General features: G+C 64.9%; 11 protein-coding genes. 6 read left to right on the plus strand and 5 right to left on the minus strand.

From position 1 onward, the window contains the following. The first annotated feature begins 10 nt into the window (after window positions 1–10). The 4 genes from AC0L24_RS14470 to AC0L24_RS14485 all read left to right on the plus strand — a co-directional run bounded on the left by AC0L24_RS14470 (window position 11) and on the right by AC0L24_RS14485 (window position 7,479). Window positions 11–3,748 carry a DUF7929 domain-containing protein gene (locus AC0L24_RS14470; protein ID WP_473563879.1) on the plus strand — a complete coding sequence of 1,246 codons (3,738 nt, stop codon included), beginning with the start codon at window positions 11–13 and terminating at the stop codon, window positions 3,746–3,748. Between the two features lie 220 nt (window positions 3,749–3,968). Next, window positions 3,969–4,646, plus strand: coding sequence for a ribulose-phosphate 3-epimerase (gene rpe / locus AC0L24_RS14475; protein ID WP_127397126.1), 678 nt, complete (start codon window positions 3,969–3,971; stop codon window positions 4,644–4,646). A gap of 401 nt (window positions 4,647–5,047) precedes the next feature. Beyond that, a complete protein-coding gene (locus AC0L24_RS14480; RefSeq protein WP_127397125.1) occupies window positions 5,048–5,788 on the plus strand; it encodes a GntR family transcriptional regulator in 741 nt (246 codons plus the stop codon). Between the two features lie 176 nt (window positions 5,789–5,964). Continuing rightward, window positions 5,965–7,479, plus strand: a complete 1,515-nt coding sequence (locus tag AC0L24_RS14485; protein ID WP_292680594.1) for a malonate--CoA ligase — start codon at window positions 5,965–5,967, stop codon at window positions 7,477–7,479. A 27-nt stretch (window positions 7,480–7,506) separates the two neighbouring features. Here the strand turns inward: AC0L24_RS14485 and AC0L24_RS14490 are convergent, their stop codons facing one another. From AC0L24_RS14490 to AC0L24_RS14510, 5 genes are all read right to left on the minus strand, one after another. Then, window positions 7,507–9,546: an ABC transporter ATP-binding protein/permease gene (locus AC0L24_RS14490; RefSeq protein WP_473563880.1), complete on the minus strand. Its 2,040-nt coding sequence runs from the start codon at window positions 9,544–9,546 to the stop codon at window positions 7,507–7,509. Window positions 9,547–9,607: 61 nt separating this feature from the next. Next, on the minus strand, window positions 9,608–10,786 hold the full coding sequence (gene nagA / locus AC0L24_RS14495) for an N-acetylglucosamine-6-phosphate deacetylase (protein WP_127396759.1): 1,179 nt from the start codon (window positions 10,784–10,786) through the stop codon (window positions 9,608–9,610). Then, window positions 10,783–11,817: an SIS domain-containing protein gene (locus AC0L24_RS14500; protein ID WP_164873926.1), complete on the minus strand. Its 1,035-nt coding sequence runs from the start codon at window positions 11,815–11,817 to the stop codon at window positions 10,783–10,785. Before AC0L24_RS14500 ends, nagA begins: the two co-directional genes overlap by 4 nt. 17 nt (window positions 11,818–11,834) lie before the next feature. Next, window positions 11,835–12,617, minus strand: coding sequence for a GntR family transcriptional regulator (locus tag AC0L24_RS14505; RefSeq protein WP_027040192.1), 783 nt, complete (start codon window positions 12,615–12,617; stop codon window positions 11,835–11,837). Further along, entirely contained in the window at window positions 12,614–13,495 is an 882-nt protein-coding gene (locus AC0L24_RS14510) for a glucosamine kinase nucleotide-binding domain-containing protein (protein WP_127808424.1), read from the minus strand. The genes AC0L24_RS14505 and AC0L24_RS14510 overlap by 4 nt, the downstream gene beginning before the upstream one ends. Window positions 13,496–13,693: 198 nt before the next feature. On the opposite strand from AC0L24_RS14510, the gene AC0L24_RS14515 reads away from it, so the two are divergent. Both AC0L24_RS14515 and AC0L24_RS14520 read left to right on the plus strand, forming a co-directional pair. After that, window positions 13,694–14,644 (plus strand): N-acetylmuramic acid 6-phosphate etherase, encoded by a 951-nt coding sequence (locus AC0L24_RS14515; RefSeq protein ID WP_127382317.1) that lies wholly within the window; start codon window positions 13,694–13,696, stop codon window positions 14,642–14,644. 117 nt (window positions 14,645–14,761) lie between these two features. Beyond that, window positions 14,762–16,021, plus strand: coding sequence for an ABC transporter substrate-binding protein (locus AC0L24_RS14520; RefSeq protein WP_127321312.1), 1,260 nt, complete (start codon window positions 14,762–14,764; stop codon window positions 16,019–16,021). Window positions 16,022–16,134: the final 113 nt, after the last annotated feature.

The following is a 16,134-nucleotide window of genomic DNA, read 5'->3' on the forward strand; positions in this document are numbered from 1 at the left end:
GGAGGGGAAGATGAAAAATCTCGCACTCTCCCCGCTCACGACGAGCTCGCAATCCACAGTCATGGAGACGATCATGAAACCCCTGTCATACGCCAGGCGCGGCGCGCGCTGGCTGATGGCGGCCGGTATCGCGGTCGCCATGTTCACCCCTGTGGCAAGCCACGCGGAAGACGCCGCCCCGATCACCCCGGAACTGAGGCTCGATCTCGACAATTCGAAGATCGTCAATCCGAGGCCGGAGCGGGCGGTGCCCTTCTTCACCAAGAAAGGCACCCAGCGGAGCTGCGACTATGTCGTCTACTCCCTGAGCTTTGGCCTGCGCGGCGATGCGCAAGCCTTCGCCGACCTGACAGCCTTGCTGAAAACGCTCAAGATCGAGTTCAAGGACCAGCTTCCACACGGCCTTTCGATCGTCAGCGCGAATGTGTCGGGCGACGGCACGGACGCTTCGGGCGGACCATTGCCCGGCGTTTCGATCAGCACCTCGGCCGGTCCGAACGACACGGCAACGGTGTCCAATTTCCGGCTCTCCGCCGTCGATCTCGACGGCGCCGGTGCCGCCAATGAACGCGTCATCAACTTCCAGATCACGGCCAAGATCGACCATGCGGCGTTTCCTTCGCCGACCGTGATCGACAACCAGGGTGTGATCAAGGTCAGCAACGGAGCCGGCCCCGGGACCATTATCCCGTCGCAGGATCCGGGCAAGCCCGACGATGGCGACTACAAGACCGGGGCCAAGACCTCGATCAAGATCGACCTCACCAACTGTGATAAGCGGCCACCGCCTCCCGACCGGGAATGCTTCAAGGTGGAACGCGGCACGGTGGACTGCGTGCCCGGCGGCGGCGCCTTCATCTACCACATGCCGGTCGGCCCGGAGATGGGCGGCAAGTGGGTGCAGGTGTCGACGACCACATCAGGCGTCACCATCATCCCCGACACCCAGTTGGTGCCGGCGGGCGGCGGTGTGCTCAACTGGAAGATCGTCGGCGCATCGCCCGGCGACGTCATCCACCTCATCGTCACCGGCATCGAAACCTATGCCGGTCCGAAGGAAGGCTGGGGCCTTTGCTGCACGCAGACGATCGACATCGTCATCCCGCGTGACCAGAGGTGCCCGCCCAAGGACAAGGAGCCGGACCTCAAGGTCGAGAAACGCGCCGACGTGACGCGTTGCACGATGGGTGGCGGCTGCGACTTCACCATCAGGGTCACCAATGTCGGCACCGGTGCCTACCACGGCAAGATCGTGCTCGACGAGGTGACGCTGCCGGCCGGATCGACGCTCGATTCAGGACCCAATCCGCCCTGGGTCTGCGTACCCGGCGCCACCCCGATGATTTGCACCTACCCAGTAACCACGCTCAATCCGGGGGCCTCCGTCAACCTCAAGCTCGGCTTCAAGCCGGCCGGAGGCTGGCAAGGCAGCGTCTTGCGTAACTGCGCCACCTATAATTACGGCGCCAGCGGCAAGCCGCTGTTCGGCAGCCAGTCGAACGATCGCGGCTGCGCCTCGATCCCGATCTGCCGGCGTGGCGATCGTGACCGCGACTGCCGGCCGCCGGTCGAGAAGAAGGTCGACCTGATCCTGAAGAAGCGTGCCCGCGTCCCGGTCTGCACGGCCGACGGCATCTGCCACTTCGTGATCGACATCATCAACAACGGCACATCGACTTATAACGGGCCGCTGACGGTGATCGACAGCTACCCGGCCGGCGCGCCGGCCTCCTCGACCTTCGGCCCAAGCCCGCCATGGACCTGCGTACCGACAGGTCCCGGCCTGTTCCGCTGCGACCATGCGGGGATCTCGCTGCCTCCGGGCGGCTCGACGCCGATCGTCGTCAAGGCGGTCATGCCGGCCGGCTATCAGTCGGACATTGTCGAGAATTGCGCGACGGTGAAGCCCATCCCCGGCGAAAACGACCTCACCAACAACAAGGCCTGCGCCAAGGAACGCTTCCGCCATCCCAATGGCGGCAAGCCGACCCTGCGCATCACCAAGGTCTGCAACGGCTCGCTCGCCGGTGCCGCGCTGATCTCTTGCCGCATAACCGTCATCAGCCTTGGCACCGCTGCCCCCACCGGTCCGGTGCGGGTCAACGATGCCGCCACGCTGGTGGCCGGCGGCGCGCCTGTCCAGATCCAGACCGTCACCCCTGACGGCGCGGAATGGGCGTGCGGACCGGTTCCGGCCAACGCGCTGTCGTGCCAGATTCCCGGTGCCGTCATGACACCTGGAACCAGCCGCCACTTCGACGTGACGGTTTCGGCCAATGGCGCGTTCGAAAACTGCGCGCGCGGCTCCTATGGGCCGGCACCGGGCGACGACGTCGTCTATCCCTTTGGCCAGGCCTGCGCCAAGGGCGGCGGCGCCTCGACCATCCGTGTCGAAAAGACCGGCGACCGCGAATGCAGGCTCGGCCAACCCTGCTCGTTCGAGATCACCGTCACCAATGACGGAGCGACCGCCTTCTCCGGGCCGGTCCGCATTGGCGATGCGATCGGCGTGGAGGGTCTCGGCAGGCTGGAAGGCGTTGAGATCACGTCGATCGATCCGCCCTTCGGCTGCTCGCCGGAACCGGCAACCTTGCCTGCGTCCTGCATTGCCAATTTGTCGCTCCGCGCCGGCGAAAGCCGGGTGCATCATGTCACCGTGGTCATTCCCGACGACGGTCGTCTGGCCAATCTGCAGGGCAATGTCAGCGGCCAGAACTGCGTCGGCGTGCTCTCTCCCGACACACGGGTGCAAGGCGGTGGCGACGTGCTTGGCGGCGATCAGGCCAATGTGCAGGGCGATCGCGGCAAGGCCTATGCCTGCCATCCCTTCACCATCAGCCAGGAGACGAAGAAGGAATGCTCGCAAGGCTTCGTCATGAACGATGCCGGCCGCTGCGTCTGCCCGGAAGGCACCACCTACCGCAACGGCCAGTGCTCGCCGGGCGGCGGTATCGTGCCGAAGCCGGAACAGCCGAAGCGCTGTGTGCTGCTCGAAGGCCAGATCCGCACCGAGGACGGACGTTGCGTCTGCCCACGCGGAACCGGGCTTGAGAACGGCAGATGTGTCAGGACCGACAAGCCCGAGCAGTGCACCATCCGTGGCCAGGTCCACAATGCGGATGGCGATTGTGTCTGCCCGAGAGGGACCGAGGTGCGCAATGGCGCCTGCCGTCCGATGCGGCCAAAGCCCGAGCAGTGCACGATCCGTGGTCAGGTTCACGACGCCGACGGCGATTGTGTCTGCCCAAGGGGTACCGAGGTCAGAAACGGAGCCTGCCGCCCGATTCGGCCGAAGCCTGAGCAATGCACGATCCGTGGCCAGGTCCATGACGCAAAGGGCAATTGTGTCTGCCCGAGGGGTACCGAGGTGCGGGGCAATGCCTGCCGACGCAAGCAGCCGACGCAGGAGCAATGCGACATACGCGGCCAGGTCCACAACAAGCGTGGCGAGTGTGTCTGTCCGCGTGGGACGCAGGTGATCAACGGCGCATGCCGCAAGCCCAGGCAGGAGGTGGAATGCGCACCGGGCTCGCAGATGATCAACGGCCAGTGTCAGCCGATCATCAGGCGGCGCTGCCCGGAAGGCACGATCGGACGCTATCCGAACTGCCGGCCGGTCCGCGGACAACCGTCGCTGGAGCTCAACCCCGGCCTGCTGCTGCAGCAGGTACTGCCACGGCGCAGGCCGCAGGTCGAACAGCAGCAGGATCCGGTTCCAGACAGAATCCTGAAACTCCAGCAGCAATAACGATCTGCTCGACGCCAGACCAGAAACCCGCCGGAGCAATCCGGCGGGTTTTCTTATGGCTCCGAGGCAAGCGGAAATTGGCTGCAACAGGATCGCGGACGCTGCAACGCCACCTCCGCCCGTGCAGCCGCCGCGCCCGTGCCCTCGACAAGTCGGCTGGAGCGCATTAGGCAGTCGATAGAGTGGCCGAACGAGAAGGGCACTCGGAAAGGCCGCATCCATGAGCAGAAAGACCCTGATTGCACCGTCGGTGCTGGCGTCGGATTTTTCCAAACTCGGCGATGAGGTCGAAGCGGTGGCGGCGGCCGGCGCCGACTGGATCCATCTCGATGTGATGGACGGGCATTTCGTGCCCAACATCACCTTTGGCCCGCCGGTGATCAAGGCGATCCGCAACCGCACCGAGGCCTTCTTCGACTGCCATCTGATGATTGCCCCGGCCGACCCCTATCTGGCCGCTTTCGCCGAGGCCGGCTGCGACGGTTTGACCGTCCATGCCGAAGCCGGCCCGCATCTTGACCGCTCGCTGCAGACCATCAGGAACCTCGGCAAGAAGGCCGGTGTGTCGCTCAATCCGGCGACGCCGGAAAGCGTGGTTGAATATGTGCTCGACCGGCTCGACCTGATCCTGATCATGACCGTCAATCCGGGCTTCGGCGGCCAGGCCTTCATCCCGGCCATCGTCGACAAGGTGAAGCGGGTCAAGGCCCTGATCGGCGGCCGGCCGATCCGCATCGAGATCGACGGCGGTGTTTCGGCCGAAACCGCGCCGCTGGTCACCGCTGCCGGCGCCGACGTGCTGGTGGCGGGCGCCGCCATCTTCAAAGGCGGCAGCGTCGAGGCTTACCGTCAGAACATCCAGGCGATCAGGACGGCAGCCGACCGCGCAGCCGGCTAACCAGCGCTGTTCCCGCGTTCTGCCCGGCATGCCGGCTAAGGTTCTGGTACTGGCCGAGGCTTGTGATGGTCTGATGCGCAACGGTATCGGATCTGGAGCAGCTGCCTGATTCGGCCTCAAGGGTCCTCACAGCAGACAGTTGATCCCGCGCGAATACAAAAGAACAGAAAGAACAGATTCTCCTGCGTGCATACAAAACATGTTAAGTTTCCGCAGGTTGTGAAAATGCGCGGAATTACAGCATTGAGCTCTAGATGCCGCATATTCCTTCGTGCTAAAGTACAATAACGCGATCTTCTGCTTGAGCAGGCGAATGCTCGCACTGTATGGTACAAGTACGAGAAGGCGAATGCTTTCGGACTCGAATCGCCCAGGACAAGTCTTGGGGACAAGGAGTCGCTATGACATACGGAGCTGCCAATCTGAACGATGACGCTGCGGGACCGAAGAGTACGCTTGCCAGTACGGTCTATCAGCAATTGCGGGACGATCTTCTCGGGGGTGTTCTTGAGGCTGAGAGCAAGCTGCGGGTCGAATGGGTGGTCTCCAAATATGGAGCCGGCGCCTCGCCTGTCCGCGAAGCTCTCAATCGCCTCGCCTCGGAAGGACTTCTCGGCCGGCACGATCAGCGAGGCTTCTTCATCATGCCGGTCAGTGCGTCGGAGCTCGATGAGCTGACGCGCACCCGCTGCTGGCTCGAGGAGCGGGCGCTTCGCGAATCCATCGCCCACCGCACCGCCGAATGGGAAGAACAGCTCGTGCTGGCGCTGCATCGCCTGGGACGCGCGTCACGTCTGTCTCCGCAGGATCTCTTTTCGCTCAATCCCGACTGGGAGAGGCTGCATCGCATCTTCCACAGGGTGCTGATTTCGGCCTGCCGGTCGCAATGGCTGGTGGGGTTTTGCGACCAGCTCTCCGATCACGCGTATCGCTACCGGCAAATGGCCATTGATGGCGAAGGCGTCCAGCGCGACGATTTCGGCGAGCATCGCCTGATCGCCGAATGTGCCCTGGACGGCAATGCCGACGGTGCCGTCGAGGCACTGCTCAATCACTACCAGTTGACTGCCGCCATGTGCATGAAGCGCTTCGAGCAGGACGACGAAACGAAGGAACTCGCCCGCAAACGCGCTCGGCGATAACAGCCGATTCCCGGCGGGCTCTTGCGCTCGTTTCTTGCTCGCAATCCGCGTCGAGCGCGGCTGGCGTGAACCGCTGTCAGCAGGCTTGACGGCGCGGCCAAGAACCGCGAACTCTCGCCGCCGAGGCATGCCGCGACAGGCGCATGCTCAGCGCCGCCGCACCCAGGGAAGTGTTCATGAGCAATCATCTGTTCGATGCGTTCCGGTCCCGGATGCCGGCGCCAGCGCGCTTGCTGATGGAAACCGATGATGGCCGCTCGCTCACCTATGGCGATATGCTGGCCCGCTCGGCGCAGCTTGCGCATGCGCTCCTGCAACTCGATGTCGAACCCGGTGACCGCGTTGCCGTGCAGGTCGAGAAGAGCCCGGAAGCGGTCATGCTCTATCTCGCCTGCCTGCGAGCCGGCGCCGTCTTCCTGCCGCTCAACACCGCCTACACATTGGCCGAGCTGGAGTATTTCTTCGGCGACGCAGAACCACGCCTGGTCGTCTGCGATCCGGCAAGAGCGGCCGACATCGGCGCGCTGGCAGAAAAGACAGGCGCCGTCACCGTCACGCTCGGTCGGGACGGCCGGGGATCGCTGACCGACCAGGCCTCGCGGCTGCCGACGGATTTTCATGACGTGGCGCGTGGGCCGGATGACCTCGCGGCGATCCTCTACACGTCGGGAACCACCGGCCGTTCGAAAGGCGCCATGCTCAGCCACGAGAATCTTGCTTCGAACGCGCGCGTGCTGGTCGAGCACTGGCGTTTCACTGGAGACGACGTGCTGATCCACGCATTGCCGATCTTCCACACGCACGGCCTGTTCGTCGCCACCAATGTCGTCCTGATGGCCGGCGCCTCGATGCTGTTCGAGCAGAAGTTCGATCCGGCCCGCATCGTCTCGCTGCTGCCGCGTGCCACGGCCCTGATGGGCGTGCCGACCTTCTACGTGCGCCTGCTGCAGCAGGATGGGCTGGACCATGAGGCGGCAAAAAACATCCGTGTGTTCATTTCCGGGTCGGCGCCGCTGCTGGCCGAGACGCACAACTCCTGGCGCGAGCGCACCGGCCACGCGATCCTCGAACGCTACGGCATGACCGAGACCAACATGAACACCTCGAACCCCTATGAGGGCGAGCGGCGCGCCGGTACCGTCGGTTTCCCTTTGCCCGGCGTCACGCTTCGCATCGCCGATCCAGACAGCGGCGCAGCGCTTGCGCAGGGCGAGGTCGGCATGATCGAGGTGAAGGGCCCAAACGTCTTCGGCGGCTATTGGCGCATGCCGGAGAAGACCAAGGCGGAATTCCGAGCCGACGGTTTTTTCATCACCGGCGATCTCGGTATGATCGACGCCGACGGCTACGTCCACATTGTCGGCCGCGGCAAGGACCTGATCATATCGGGTGGCTACAACATCTATCCGAAGGAACTCGAAAGCGAGATCGACGCGCTCGACGGGGTTAGCGAAAGCGCCGTCATCGGCGTTGTCCATCCGGATTTCGGCGAAGGTGTCACCGCTGTCGTCGTGCGTACGCCGTCATCGCGGATCACCGGTGCCGAAATTCTCGGCGCCATCGCCGGGCGGGTGGCGAAATACAAGCACCCGAAGCGGGTGATCTTCGTCGATGAACTGCCGCGAAACACCATGGGCAAAGTACAGAAAAACGTGCTGCGCGATACCTACAAGGACATATACGCACCATAGTTGCGCGGTGCCTGGGGCAGGGGCGCCTTACTCCTTGCGCGGCCTTTCGGCCCGGCTGCCGGAACCCCACAAGGCACGCTTCAGCAGGTTGCGCTTGCGTGGGGCGAGGTTGATGTCGCTGACAAGCTTGGCGCCGCCCTCGCGCCGTTCCAGGGTGATCTTGCGGCTGTGGAAGGCTTCCAGCTCGGCCCGGTGCGCCACGCTGATGATGGTGACATCAGGCAATTCGCGGATCACCGTCGCCATCATGGTGTCCTGGCTCTTCTCGTCGAGCGCCGAGGTTGCTTCATCCAGCACGACGATATCGGGGCGGTGCAGCAGCAGGCGCGCGAAGGCGAGACGCTGCTTTTCGCCGCCCGACAGCGTCTGGTCCCATGGCGCTTCTTCCTTGATCCTTTCGGCAAGGTAGGCGAGGCCGACCTTGTCGAGGGCGGCCTTGATCTGTTTGATCGTCCACTTGTCCGCCGCCGCGGGATAGGCGACCGCGCGGCGAAGCGTGCCCGAAGGGATGTAGGGGCGTTGCGGCAGCATGAACAGTCGCCTGTCGGCGTGGAAATTGACGCTGCCGCCGCCCCACGGCCACAGGCCCGCGACGGCCCGCACCAGCGTCGACTTGCCCGAGCCGGATTCGCCGGCCACCAGCACCCGCTCACCGGGTTCGATCGCAACCTCGGTCTCCTTGACCACGGCGGTGCCGTCGTCGAGCGTCACGGAGAGATCGTCGAGGCTGAGCATGGCACCGTCGTCGGTTTCGCCGTGCTGGATGCGTCCAAGCGCATCGCTCTGCTCCGCACGCTCGAGCCCGTCGAGCGACATCATCAGCGAAGCTACGCGCCGCGCGGAGGCGTTCCAGTCGGCAAGACGCGGGTAGTTGTCGACCAGCCACCCGAACGCGCCTTGCACGATGCCAAAGGCGGACGCTGCCTGCATCACCTCGCCAAGCGTCATTGAGCCTTCGAGGAATTTTGGCGCGCACAGCAGGATCGGCACGACCGGCGCAAACAGGCTCGATCCCTGCGACACCGCCGCCGTGCGCATGTGCTGGCCCGTCAGCAGCGCCCATTGCCTCAGCACATGGCCGAAATTCCTGTCGATGCCGCTGCGCTCCTCTTCCTCGCCGCCCAGCAAGGCGATGCTCTCGCCGTTTTCGCGCACGCGCGTCAGCGTGTAGCGCAGTTCGGCCTCCGCCTGGTTCTTCCGCTCGGAGAGCTGGACGAAATTGCGGCCGATGACCACCATCGCGGTCGAGGTGATGGCGGCATAGACCATCGCGGTGATGACCAGGAAGCCGGGGATGGTGATGCTCTCGCCGCCGATCGGCAAAGTGAGCGCGCCGCCGATGGTCCACAGCACGACGATGAAGGTCGAGGCAGACAGGAACGCGTTGAGGACGCCGGCGATGAAATCGACCGGCGACTCGGTGGCGATGCGCAGATCCTCGGTCATGCGGGCCTCGGGGTTCTGGTGGTCGCCGCCGACGAGATTCAGTTGGTAGTAGCGGCCGCCTGCCAGCCAGCGCGCGATGACCGCGGTGGTCAGCCAGGAACGCCAGCGGCGCTGGATCGTCATGCGCAGGTAGACCTGCGCGACGACAAGGCTGCCGCTGCAGATTACCAGCGGCACGAAGACGGCGCTGAGGAAATAGACGCTGCGGGCGTTGCGCTGCTCGAGGGCATCGAACATCGAACGGTTCCAGACATTGATGCCATACTGGAAGCCGATATTGATGCAGATCAGCAGCAGCACCCCGATCGTCAATGGCCAGGCAAGCCGGTCGCCGCGCCGGCTCCAGTAACCGCGCGCGCTGATCCAGAAACGCCGCAGCAGATATTTCTTGCGCTCCTGCTCGGCCCCTTCGGGCGTCAGTTGCGGATCGGGCTCGACAGCATCCGGTGGTGGCCCCGGCTGGCCGTCGACCTCCGGGGCAGCTTCGGCACTCGACAGCTTTTTTTCGCGCAGCTCCTCGTGGCGTGGCCTTTGGTCACGCGGCGCTTTCTGTGGCGGCTTCAAGGCACCGCGCGGTTTGATGCCGTCGGCCTGTTTCAATTTGGGTTTCGCCTCGGACATACGCTCCGACAACGACCTCAAAATCAAAAGGTTTCATGACGTCAGCCGACTTGACCTGATATCAACGCACAGTGTCGGAGCCGGCCGCAAAAACCTTTTCGCCGCCGATCCAGACGCCCTTCGTGTCGAGATCGTCCGACAGAGCGACAATATCCGCAGCCGTGCCGTTGGCGAATCGGCCAAGCCGGTGCGACTGACCGATTGCTTGCGCCGGATAGAGTGAGGCCATGCGCAAAGCTTCGGAAAGCTCGACCCCGACGACGCGGTGGATGAAACGAACGGCCGAGATCATGTCGAGATCGGCGCCCGCCAGCGTTCCGTCGGCGAGCCTCAGGCTGCCGTCCCTTCGATAGATGGTGCGGCCGTTGAGCGTGAACGACGTCATCTCGGTGCCGATTGTCGCCATGGCGTCGGTGACCAGCACGATCCTGGCCGGCCCCTGCTTGGCGCGCAGCGCGATCTTGATGGTGGCCGGGTCGACATGGATGCCGTCGGCGATGAGACCGGCCGACAAGGTGCCGATGTCGATGGCCGCGCCCGCCAGGCCAGGCTCTCGGTTGCCGATCTGGCTCATCGCGTTGAACAGATGGGTGATCATCGAGGCGCCGGCCTCGGCAAAGGCGCTGGCGGCGGCATAGCCGGTATCGGAGTGGCCAAGGCTGACGATGATGCCCGCTTTGGCGAGCACCGCGACGCGCGCCGGCTCGACGGATTCAGGGGCAATGGTGGTGAGCAGCACCGGTAGTTTTTGCCGCGCGGCGATCAGCATCGCCTGATCGGCATCCGTCATCGGCCGGATCAGCACCGGATCATGCGCGCCCTTGCGGGCGACCGACAGATGCGGGCCTTCGAGATGCAGTCCGAGAAACCCAGGCACCTTCTGGCGCGCCGCTGCCTCGCCGGCGGCGACAGCGGCGGCCGTGATTGCAGGCGTGTCGGTGATCAGCGTCGGCAGCAGCGCCGTCGTGCCGAAGGGCGCGTGGGCGCGGCAGATGGTCTCGATTGAAGCGACATCGGGGTGGTCGTTGAGCATGACGCCGCCGCCGCCGTTGACCTGCAGGTCGACGAACCCCGGCGCCAGAAGGCCGCCACCGGTGTCGACGACGCGGATATCCGAGGGGATGGCACCAGTGGGCAGAATGGCCTCGACGAGACCGTCGCGCACGACAAGTGCGTGGCCTTCATGCCAGTCGTCGCCGTCGAAAATCCGGGCGCCAGTCAGGGCAAAGCGATCGCTCATACTGTCTCCGTCACCTTGCGAAGATTGCGCGGCGTGTCCGGATCGAGACCGCGATGGCGGGCAAAGGCCTCGACGAACATGTAGAAGGAGACGATCAGCGTCAGCGGATCGGTCAGCGGATGGCCGGTGGCAACATGCGGCAGGCGCACGGCGCGTTTGGCAAGCGCGGAGGTGACGAACACCGGCGCGCCCTTGGCCGCCAGGCTGTCGGCGGCCTCGGCAATGGACGGTTCGGAGGCGTCGCGCGCAGCCAGCGCCAGCACCGGAAAATCGGGGCCGATCAGCGCCAGCGGGCCGTGCATGACTTCGGCCGCGCTATAGGCTTCCGCATGCATGCCGCAGGTCTCCTTGAATTTCAGCGCCGCTTCATTGGCCATCGCTGCCGACGGTCCGCGGCCGAGGATGAACAGCGACTTCTGCTTCTCGATCGTCTCAGAGAGCACGCTCATCCAGTCGCAGGCGATCGCCTTGCTGAAATGTTCCGGCAGGCGGGCAAGTGCGGCCAACAGCGCATCGTCGCCGGTGGCGTGCGCCATCAGAGCGAGGCCGGCGACCGCCGAATTGATGAAGGTCTTGGTGGCCGCCACGCTGCGCTCGGGGCCGGCCAGGATATCGATCGCATAGTCCGAAGCACGCGCCAGCGGCGAATCAGCGGTGTTGGTGATGGCGACGGTCAGCGCGCCCCCCGCCCGCGCGGTTTCGGCCATGGCGACGATATCGGGGCTCTTGCCCGACTGCGAGATCGCCAGGCAGGCCGAGCCGGCGAGCCTGAGCTTGCGGCCATAAATCGAGGCGATCGACGGTCCGACAGACGCCACGGCCAGGCCCGCGGTCAGCTCGACGGCGTATTTCATGAAGGTGGCGGCATGGTCGGACGAGCCGCGCGCCACGGTGACGACGAACTGCGGGTCGCGTTCCCTGATGCCGCGCCCGGCCTCGGTCAGCACCGCGCCGGAGCCGTCGAGCAGGCGGGCGACCGCTTGCGGGACCTCCTCGATCTCTCGCCGCATATGGGTCATTTCTGCCGACATGGTCGGCTCTGTCGTGCTCATGGTCGGCCCTCTTCGCTCGGCCCGGTCAGCCGCAGTTCGGCGACGAAATCATAGGCGTCGCCCCGGTAGATGGAGCGGGTGAATTCGATCACCTTGCCGCTCGCCAGATAGGAGATGCGTTCGATGTGCAGGCCTGCAATGCCTGGCGGCACTTCGAGCAGGCGCGCGTCGCTGTCGCCGAGATTGGCGGCGGAAATGCGCTGCACGGCGCGCACCGGCCGGTTGCCAGTCAATTCCAGCGCCGCATAGAGCGAGGAGCCTATATCGGCCGGGTCGGGCAACACGCTGGCCGACAGCGAGGCGCGCTCGATCGCCAGCGGCGTGTCGTTGGCGATGCGCAGGCGCGCCACGCGCGCCACCAGTTCGCTCGAGGACAGGCCGAGCACCATCATCTCGTCGGGCGAAGGTGCGTAAAGGCCGCGGTCGAGCCATGCCGAACGCACAGCCATGCCGCGCCGCGCCATGTCTTCGGTGAACGAGGTCAGCCGCGACAGCGACTGTTCGACACGCTCCATACGCGGCGCCACGAAAGTGCCGGAGCCGTGGCGCTGCACCAGGATGCCGCCCTTGACCAGATCCTGCACCGCCTTGCGCACGGTGACCCGCGAAATATCGGCCTTGGTGGCGATGTCGCGCTCGGAAGGCAGCGCGTCGCCCGGCCCGATCAGGCCGCGATTGACCGCGTCCTCGATGCTCTTGCGAAGCTGCAGATAAAGCGGCGCGCCGCTTTGCGCCTGATGTTTTAGCGTGGCGAAGATCTGGTCGGCGGCCTCGCTCATCGAGTTGCCTCCGCGTGTCCGGCGAAAAGGCGGACCGCCATCTGCACCGCGCCGCCCAGCGCGTCGTCGAGCGGCGGCTTCAGCAGTGCCTGGTAGCGGGCAGACAGGCGCGGCGCGTAGAGCGGCGCCAGCCCGCCGAGCAGGCACAGCGGCGCGTCGTCAGCAAGGTCGAGCGCGCCGAGCGAGGCTTCGACATCGGCGACCACCCTGTCGAGGATCCAGTTGGCGACGCTGTCGCCCTTCTCGGCATGCTCGAACACCTTGGGTGCGAAGCCGCCGAAATCGCCCGGCTTGGCATTGGTGGTGAATTCGACGACGTCTTCCGGGTTGTTGCGGAAGACGGCCAGCATGCTGTGCGTCAGCGGCGAACCGGCGCGAACGCCGTCATAGGCAAGCAGTGTCTGTTCGAGCAGGTCGCGGCCGATACGGGCGCCGCTGCCCTGGTCGCCGACCTGGAAACCCCAGCCGCCGATGGCCCGCGATTTGCCTTGTCTGCGCGCCATATAGGCGGTGCCGGTGCCGAGGATCGCCATGGCGCCGTCACCCGAGCCGACAGCGCCCTCCAGCGCGATCTCGGCGTCGGTCTCGACGCGGCTGATGCTGAACGGCAGGATCGCTTCGAGCTGCTGCCGGTAGGTGCCGACATTGGCGCCGGCCAGCCCGAGAATGGCCGGCGTCCGCGGGATCAGTTCCGGATTCTGCCCGGCGGCGAGAAACGCCTGCCGCGCGGCCTCGACGATGTTCGAGCGGGCGCCGGTCAGGTCGGTGCGGATGTTGGCGGCGCCGCTTTTGGCGCGGCCGATCACCGTGCCGTCCGCCGTTGCCAGGGCGGCCCTGCAGCTGGTGCCGCCGCCATCGATTCCGAGCACGAAATTCACGTGATTTCTCCTCCGGGCGGATAATACCAATAAAATACCAATAGCCAAGGGTTAATTTCCGTTTCAAAAAGATTAAGCCGTATTTTATTGAAAAATCTACATATTTCGTCGACTCGACGCCTTCCTACCAGCGAATTCGTTAATGCGTGTGGACAAGTGGTATTTTTTTGGTATTGTTGTGGTATTGGAGGAACCGGGATGGCCGAAACGCGCACCGAAGCGCTTCACAAAAATGCCGAGGGGCTGGACATCCAGGCCCCGGACACCGTCCTTTCCTATCTGGCCGATGCGCAGATCGAAGCCGCCAAGGTCGTGCGCCACGCCATCCCATCCATCGCCAGGGCCGCCGAGATCATTGCCGTCAGGCTGAAGAGCGGCGGCAAGCTCGCCTACGCCGCTGCCGGCAGCTCAGGCCTGATGGCGCTGGCCGATGCGCTGGAGCTGCCGGGCACCTTCGGCATTCACCGCGACCGCATCGCTATCCTGATCGCCGGCGGCGACGACGCTTTCCGCACACTCGCCGGCGGGCCGGAGGACGATACCGAGGAGGCTGCGGCAGCGGTCGCCGGGGCCGGCCTCGGCAAGGGCGACTGCCTGATCGCCATTTCCGCCAGCGGCACGACGCCCTATGCCGTCAAGGCCGTCGAGGAGGCTGCTCGCCGCGGCGCTGCCACCATCGGCATCGCCAACAACAGGGACTCTGCGCTGCTGCGCCAGGCACAAACCGCCATCCTGCTCGAAACGCCGCCGGAACTGATCGCCGGCTCCACGCGCATGGGCGCCGGCACCGCCCAGAAGATCGCGCTCAACATGCTGTCGACGCTGACCGCCATCCATCTCGGCCATGTGCATGACGGCTACATGGTCAATCTCATGGCCGACAACATCAAGCTGCGCGACCGCGCGGCGCGCATCGTCGCCGCCGTCAGCGGGCGCGGCACGGACGAAGCGGCCCGCCTGCTCGAGAAGAGCGGCGGCGCGGTCAAGACCGCCATTCTGCTCGCCGCCGGCGCCGACAGCACTGACGCGGCGCAGAAGATACTGGAAGAGGCCGGCCAGAAGCTGCGGCCGGCCCTTTCCGCGCTGGGGCATGATCCCGAAAAGTGGAAGCCGCTTTTCGGAAAAGATCATGCTCGAACAGAGAAATAGAGCCTGGTTCATCCCGATTTTCATCGGGGTGAAACAGGCTTGCGAGGGGAGCAAAGGGCGCGCTGCCTCCGTTCTCATCAAAACCGAACCTGAAAAAGGTCAACAGGGAGACTGAGCATGACAACGAAACTACTGACGGCACTGCTTTTGGGCACCAGCATTCTCGGCTCGGCCGGGGTTGCCTATGCCGAAGACGTAACGCTCAACATCGAAAGCTGGCGCGGCGACGACCTTGCCATCTGGAAGGACAAGCTGATCCCGGCTTTCGAAGCCAAGAACCCAGGCATCAAGGTGGTGTTCGCGCCGTCGGCCCCGACCGAATATGATGCAGCGCTCGGCGCCAAGCTCGCCGCCGGCTCGGCGGGCGACCTGATCACCTGCCGCCCGTTCGACAAGTCGCTCGAACTGTTCAAGAAGGGCAACCTCGCCGACCTCTCGGCGCTGCCCGGCATGGAGAACTTCTCACCGGTGGCCAAGTCCGCCTGGCAGACCGACGACGGCAAGGCGAGCTTCTGCGTGCCGATGGCCTCGGTCATCCACGGCTTCATCTACAACAAGGACGCCTTCGACAAGCTCGGCATCAAGGTGCCGGAGACCCGCGACGAGTTCTTCGCCGCGCTCGACAAGATCAAGGCCGACGGCACCTACATCCCGATGGCGATGGGGACCAAGGATCTCTGGGAAGCCGCGACCATGGGCTACCAGAACATCGGCCCGAACTACTGGAAGGGCGAGGACGGCCGCGCAGCACTGATCAAGGGCGAGCAGAAGCTCACCGACAAGGACTGGGTCGCGCCGTATGAGGAACTGGCCAAGTGGAAGCCTTACCTCGGCGATGGCTTCGAGGCGCAGACCTATCCGGACAGCCAGAACCTGTTCACGCTCGGCCGCGCCGCCATCTACCCGGCCGGCTCGTGGGAAATCGGCCTGTTCAACACCCAGGCGCAGTTCAAGATGGGCGCCTTCCCGCCGCCGGTCGAGAAGGCCGGCGACACCTGCTACATATCAGACCATACCGATATCGGCATGGGCCTGAATGCGGCTTCGAAGAACGCCGATGCGGCCAAGACCTTCCTGTCCTGGGTCGCCTCGCCTGATTTCGCCACCATCTACGCCAACGCGCTGCCGGGCTTCTTCAGCCTGAACTCCGCGCCGGTGAAGATGGAAGACCCGCTGGCGCAGGAATTCGTCTCCTGGCGCGGCAAGTGCAAGTCGACCATCCGCTCGACCTACCAGATCCTGTCGCGCGGCACGCCGAACCTCGAGAACGAGACCTGGGTTGAATCGGCCAACGTCATCAACGGCACCGATACGCCGGAAGCCGCGGCCAAGAAGCTGCAGACCGGTCTCGACAGCTGGTACAAGCCGGCGAAGTAAGAGCTCAGGCAACGGAACCGGCCGGGCGCAGGCCTGGCCGGTTCCGGACTACCTCGTTCAGAGTGCGCTTATTCAGATAGCGATTGTCGGCACCGCCTCCCGGCCTTACCCTC

Source organism: Mesorhizobium sp. WSM4809, assembly GCF_055811655.1.

What these genes read in the sequence shown, in the direction of transcription:
- AC0L24_RS14500 (WP_164873926.1), bottom strand. Translation starts at nt 11,817, where the DNA reads ATGTCGGCAGAAATGACCCATATGCGGCGAGAGATCGAGGAGGTCCCG.
- AC0L24_RS14490 (WP_473563880.1), bottom strand. Translation starts at nt 9,546, where the DNA reads ATGTCCGAGGCGAAACCCAAATTGAAACAGGCCGACGGCATCAAACCG.
- AC0L24_RS14520 (WP_127321312.1), top strand. Translation starts at nt 14,762, where the DNA reads ATGACAACGAAACTACTGACGGCACTGCTTTTGGGCACCAGCATTCTC.
- rpe (WP_127397126.1), top strand. Translation starts at nt 3,969, where the DNA reads ATGAGCAGAAAGACCCTGATTGCACCGTCGGTGCTGGCGTCGGATTTT.
- AC0L24_RS14485 (WP_292680594.1), top strand. Translation starts at nt 5,965, where the DNA reads ATGAGCAATCATCTGTTCGATGCGTTCCGGTCCCGGATGCCGGCGCCA.
- nagA (WP_127396759.1), bottom strand. Translation starts at nt 10,786, where the DNA reads ATGAGCGATCGCTTTGCCCTGACTGGCGCCCGGATTTTCGACGGCGAC.
- AC0L24_RS14480 (WP_127397125.1), top strand. Translation starts at nt 5,048, where the DNA reads ATGACATACGGAGCTGCCAATCTGAACGATGACGCTGCGGGACCGAAG.
- AC0L24_RS14470 (WP_473563879.1), top strand. Translation starts at nt 11, where the DNA reads ATGAAAAATCTCGCACTCTCCCCGCTCACGACGAGCTCGCAATCCACA.
- AC0L24_RS14505 (WP_027040192.1), bottom strand. Translation starts at nt 12,617, where the DNA reads ATGAGCGAGGCCGCCGACCAGATCTTCGCCACGCTAAAACATCAGGCG.
- AC0L24_RS14515 (WP_127382317.1), top strand. Translation starts at nt 13,694, where the DNA reads ATGGCCGAAACGCGCACCGAAGCGCTTCACAAAAATGCCGAGGGGCTG.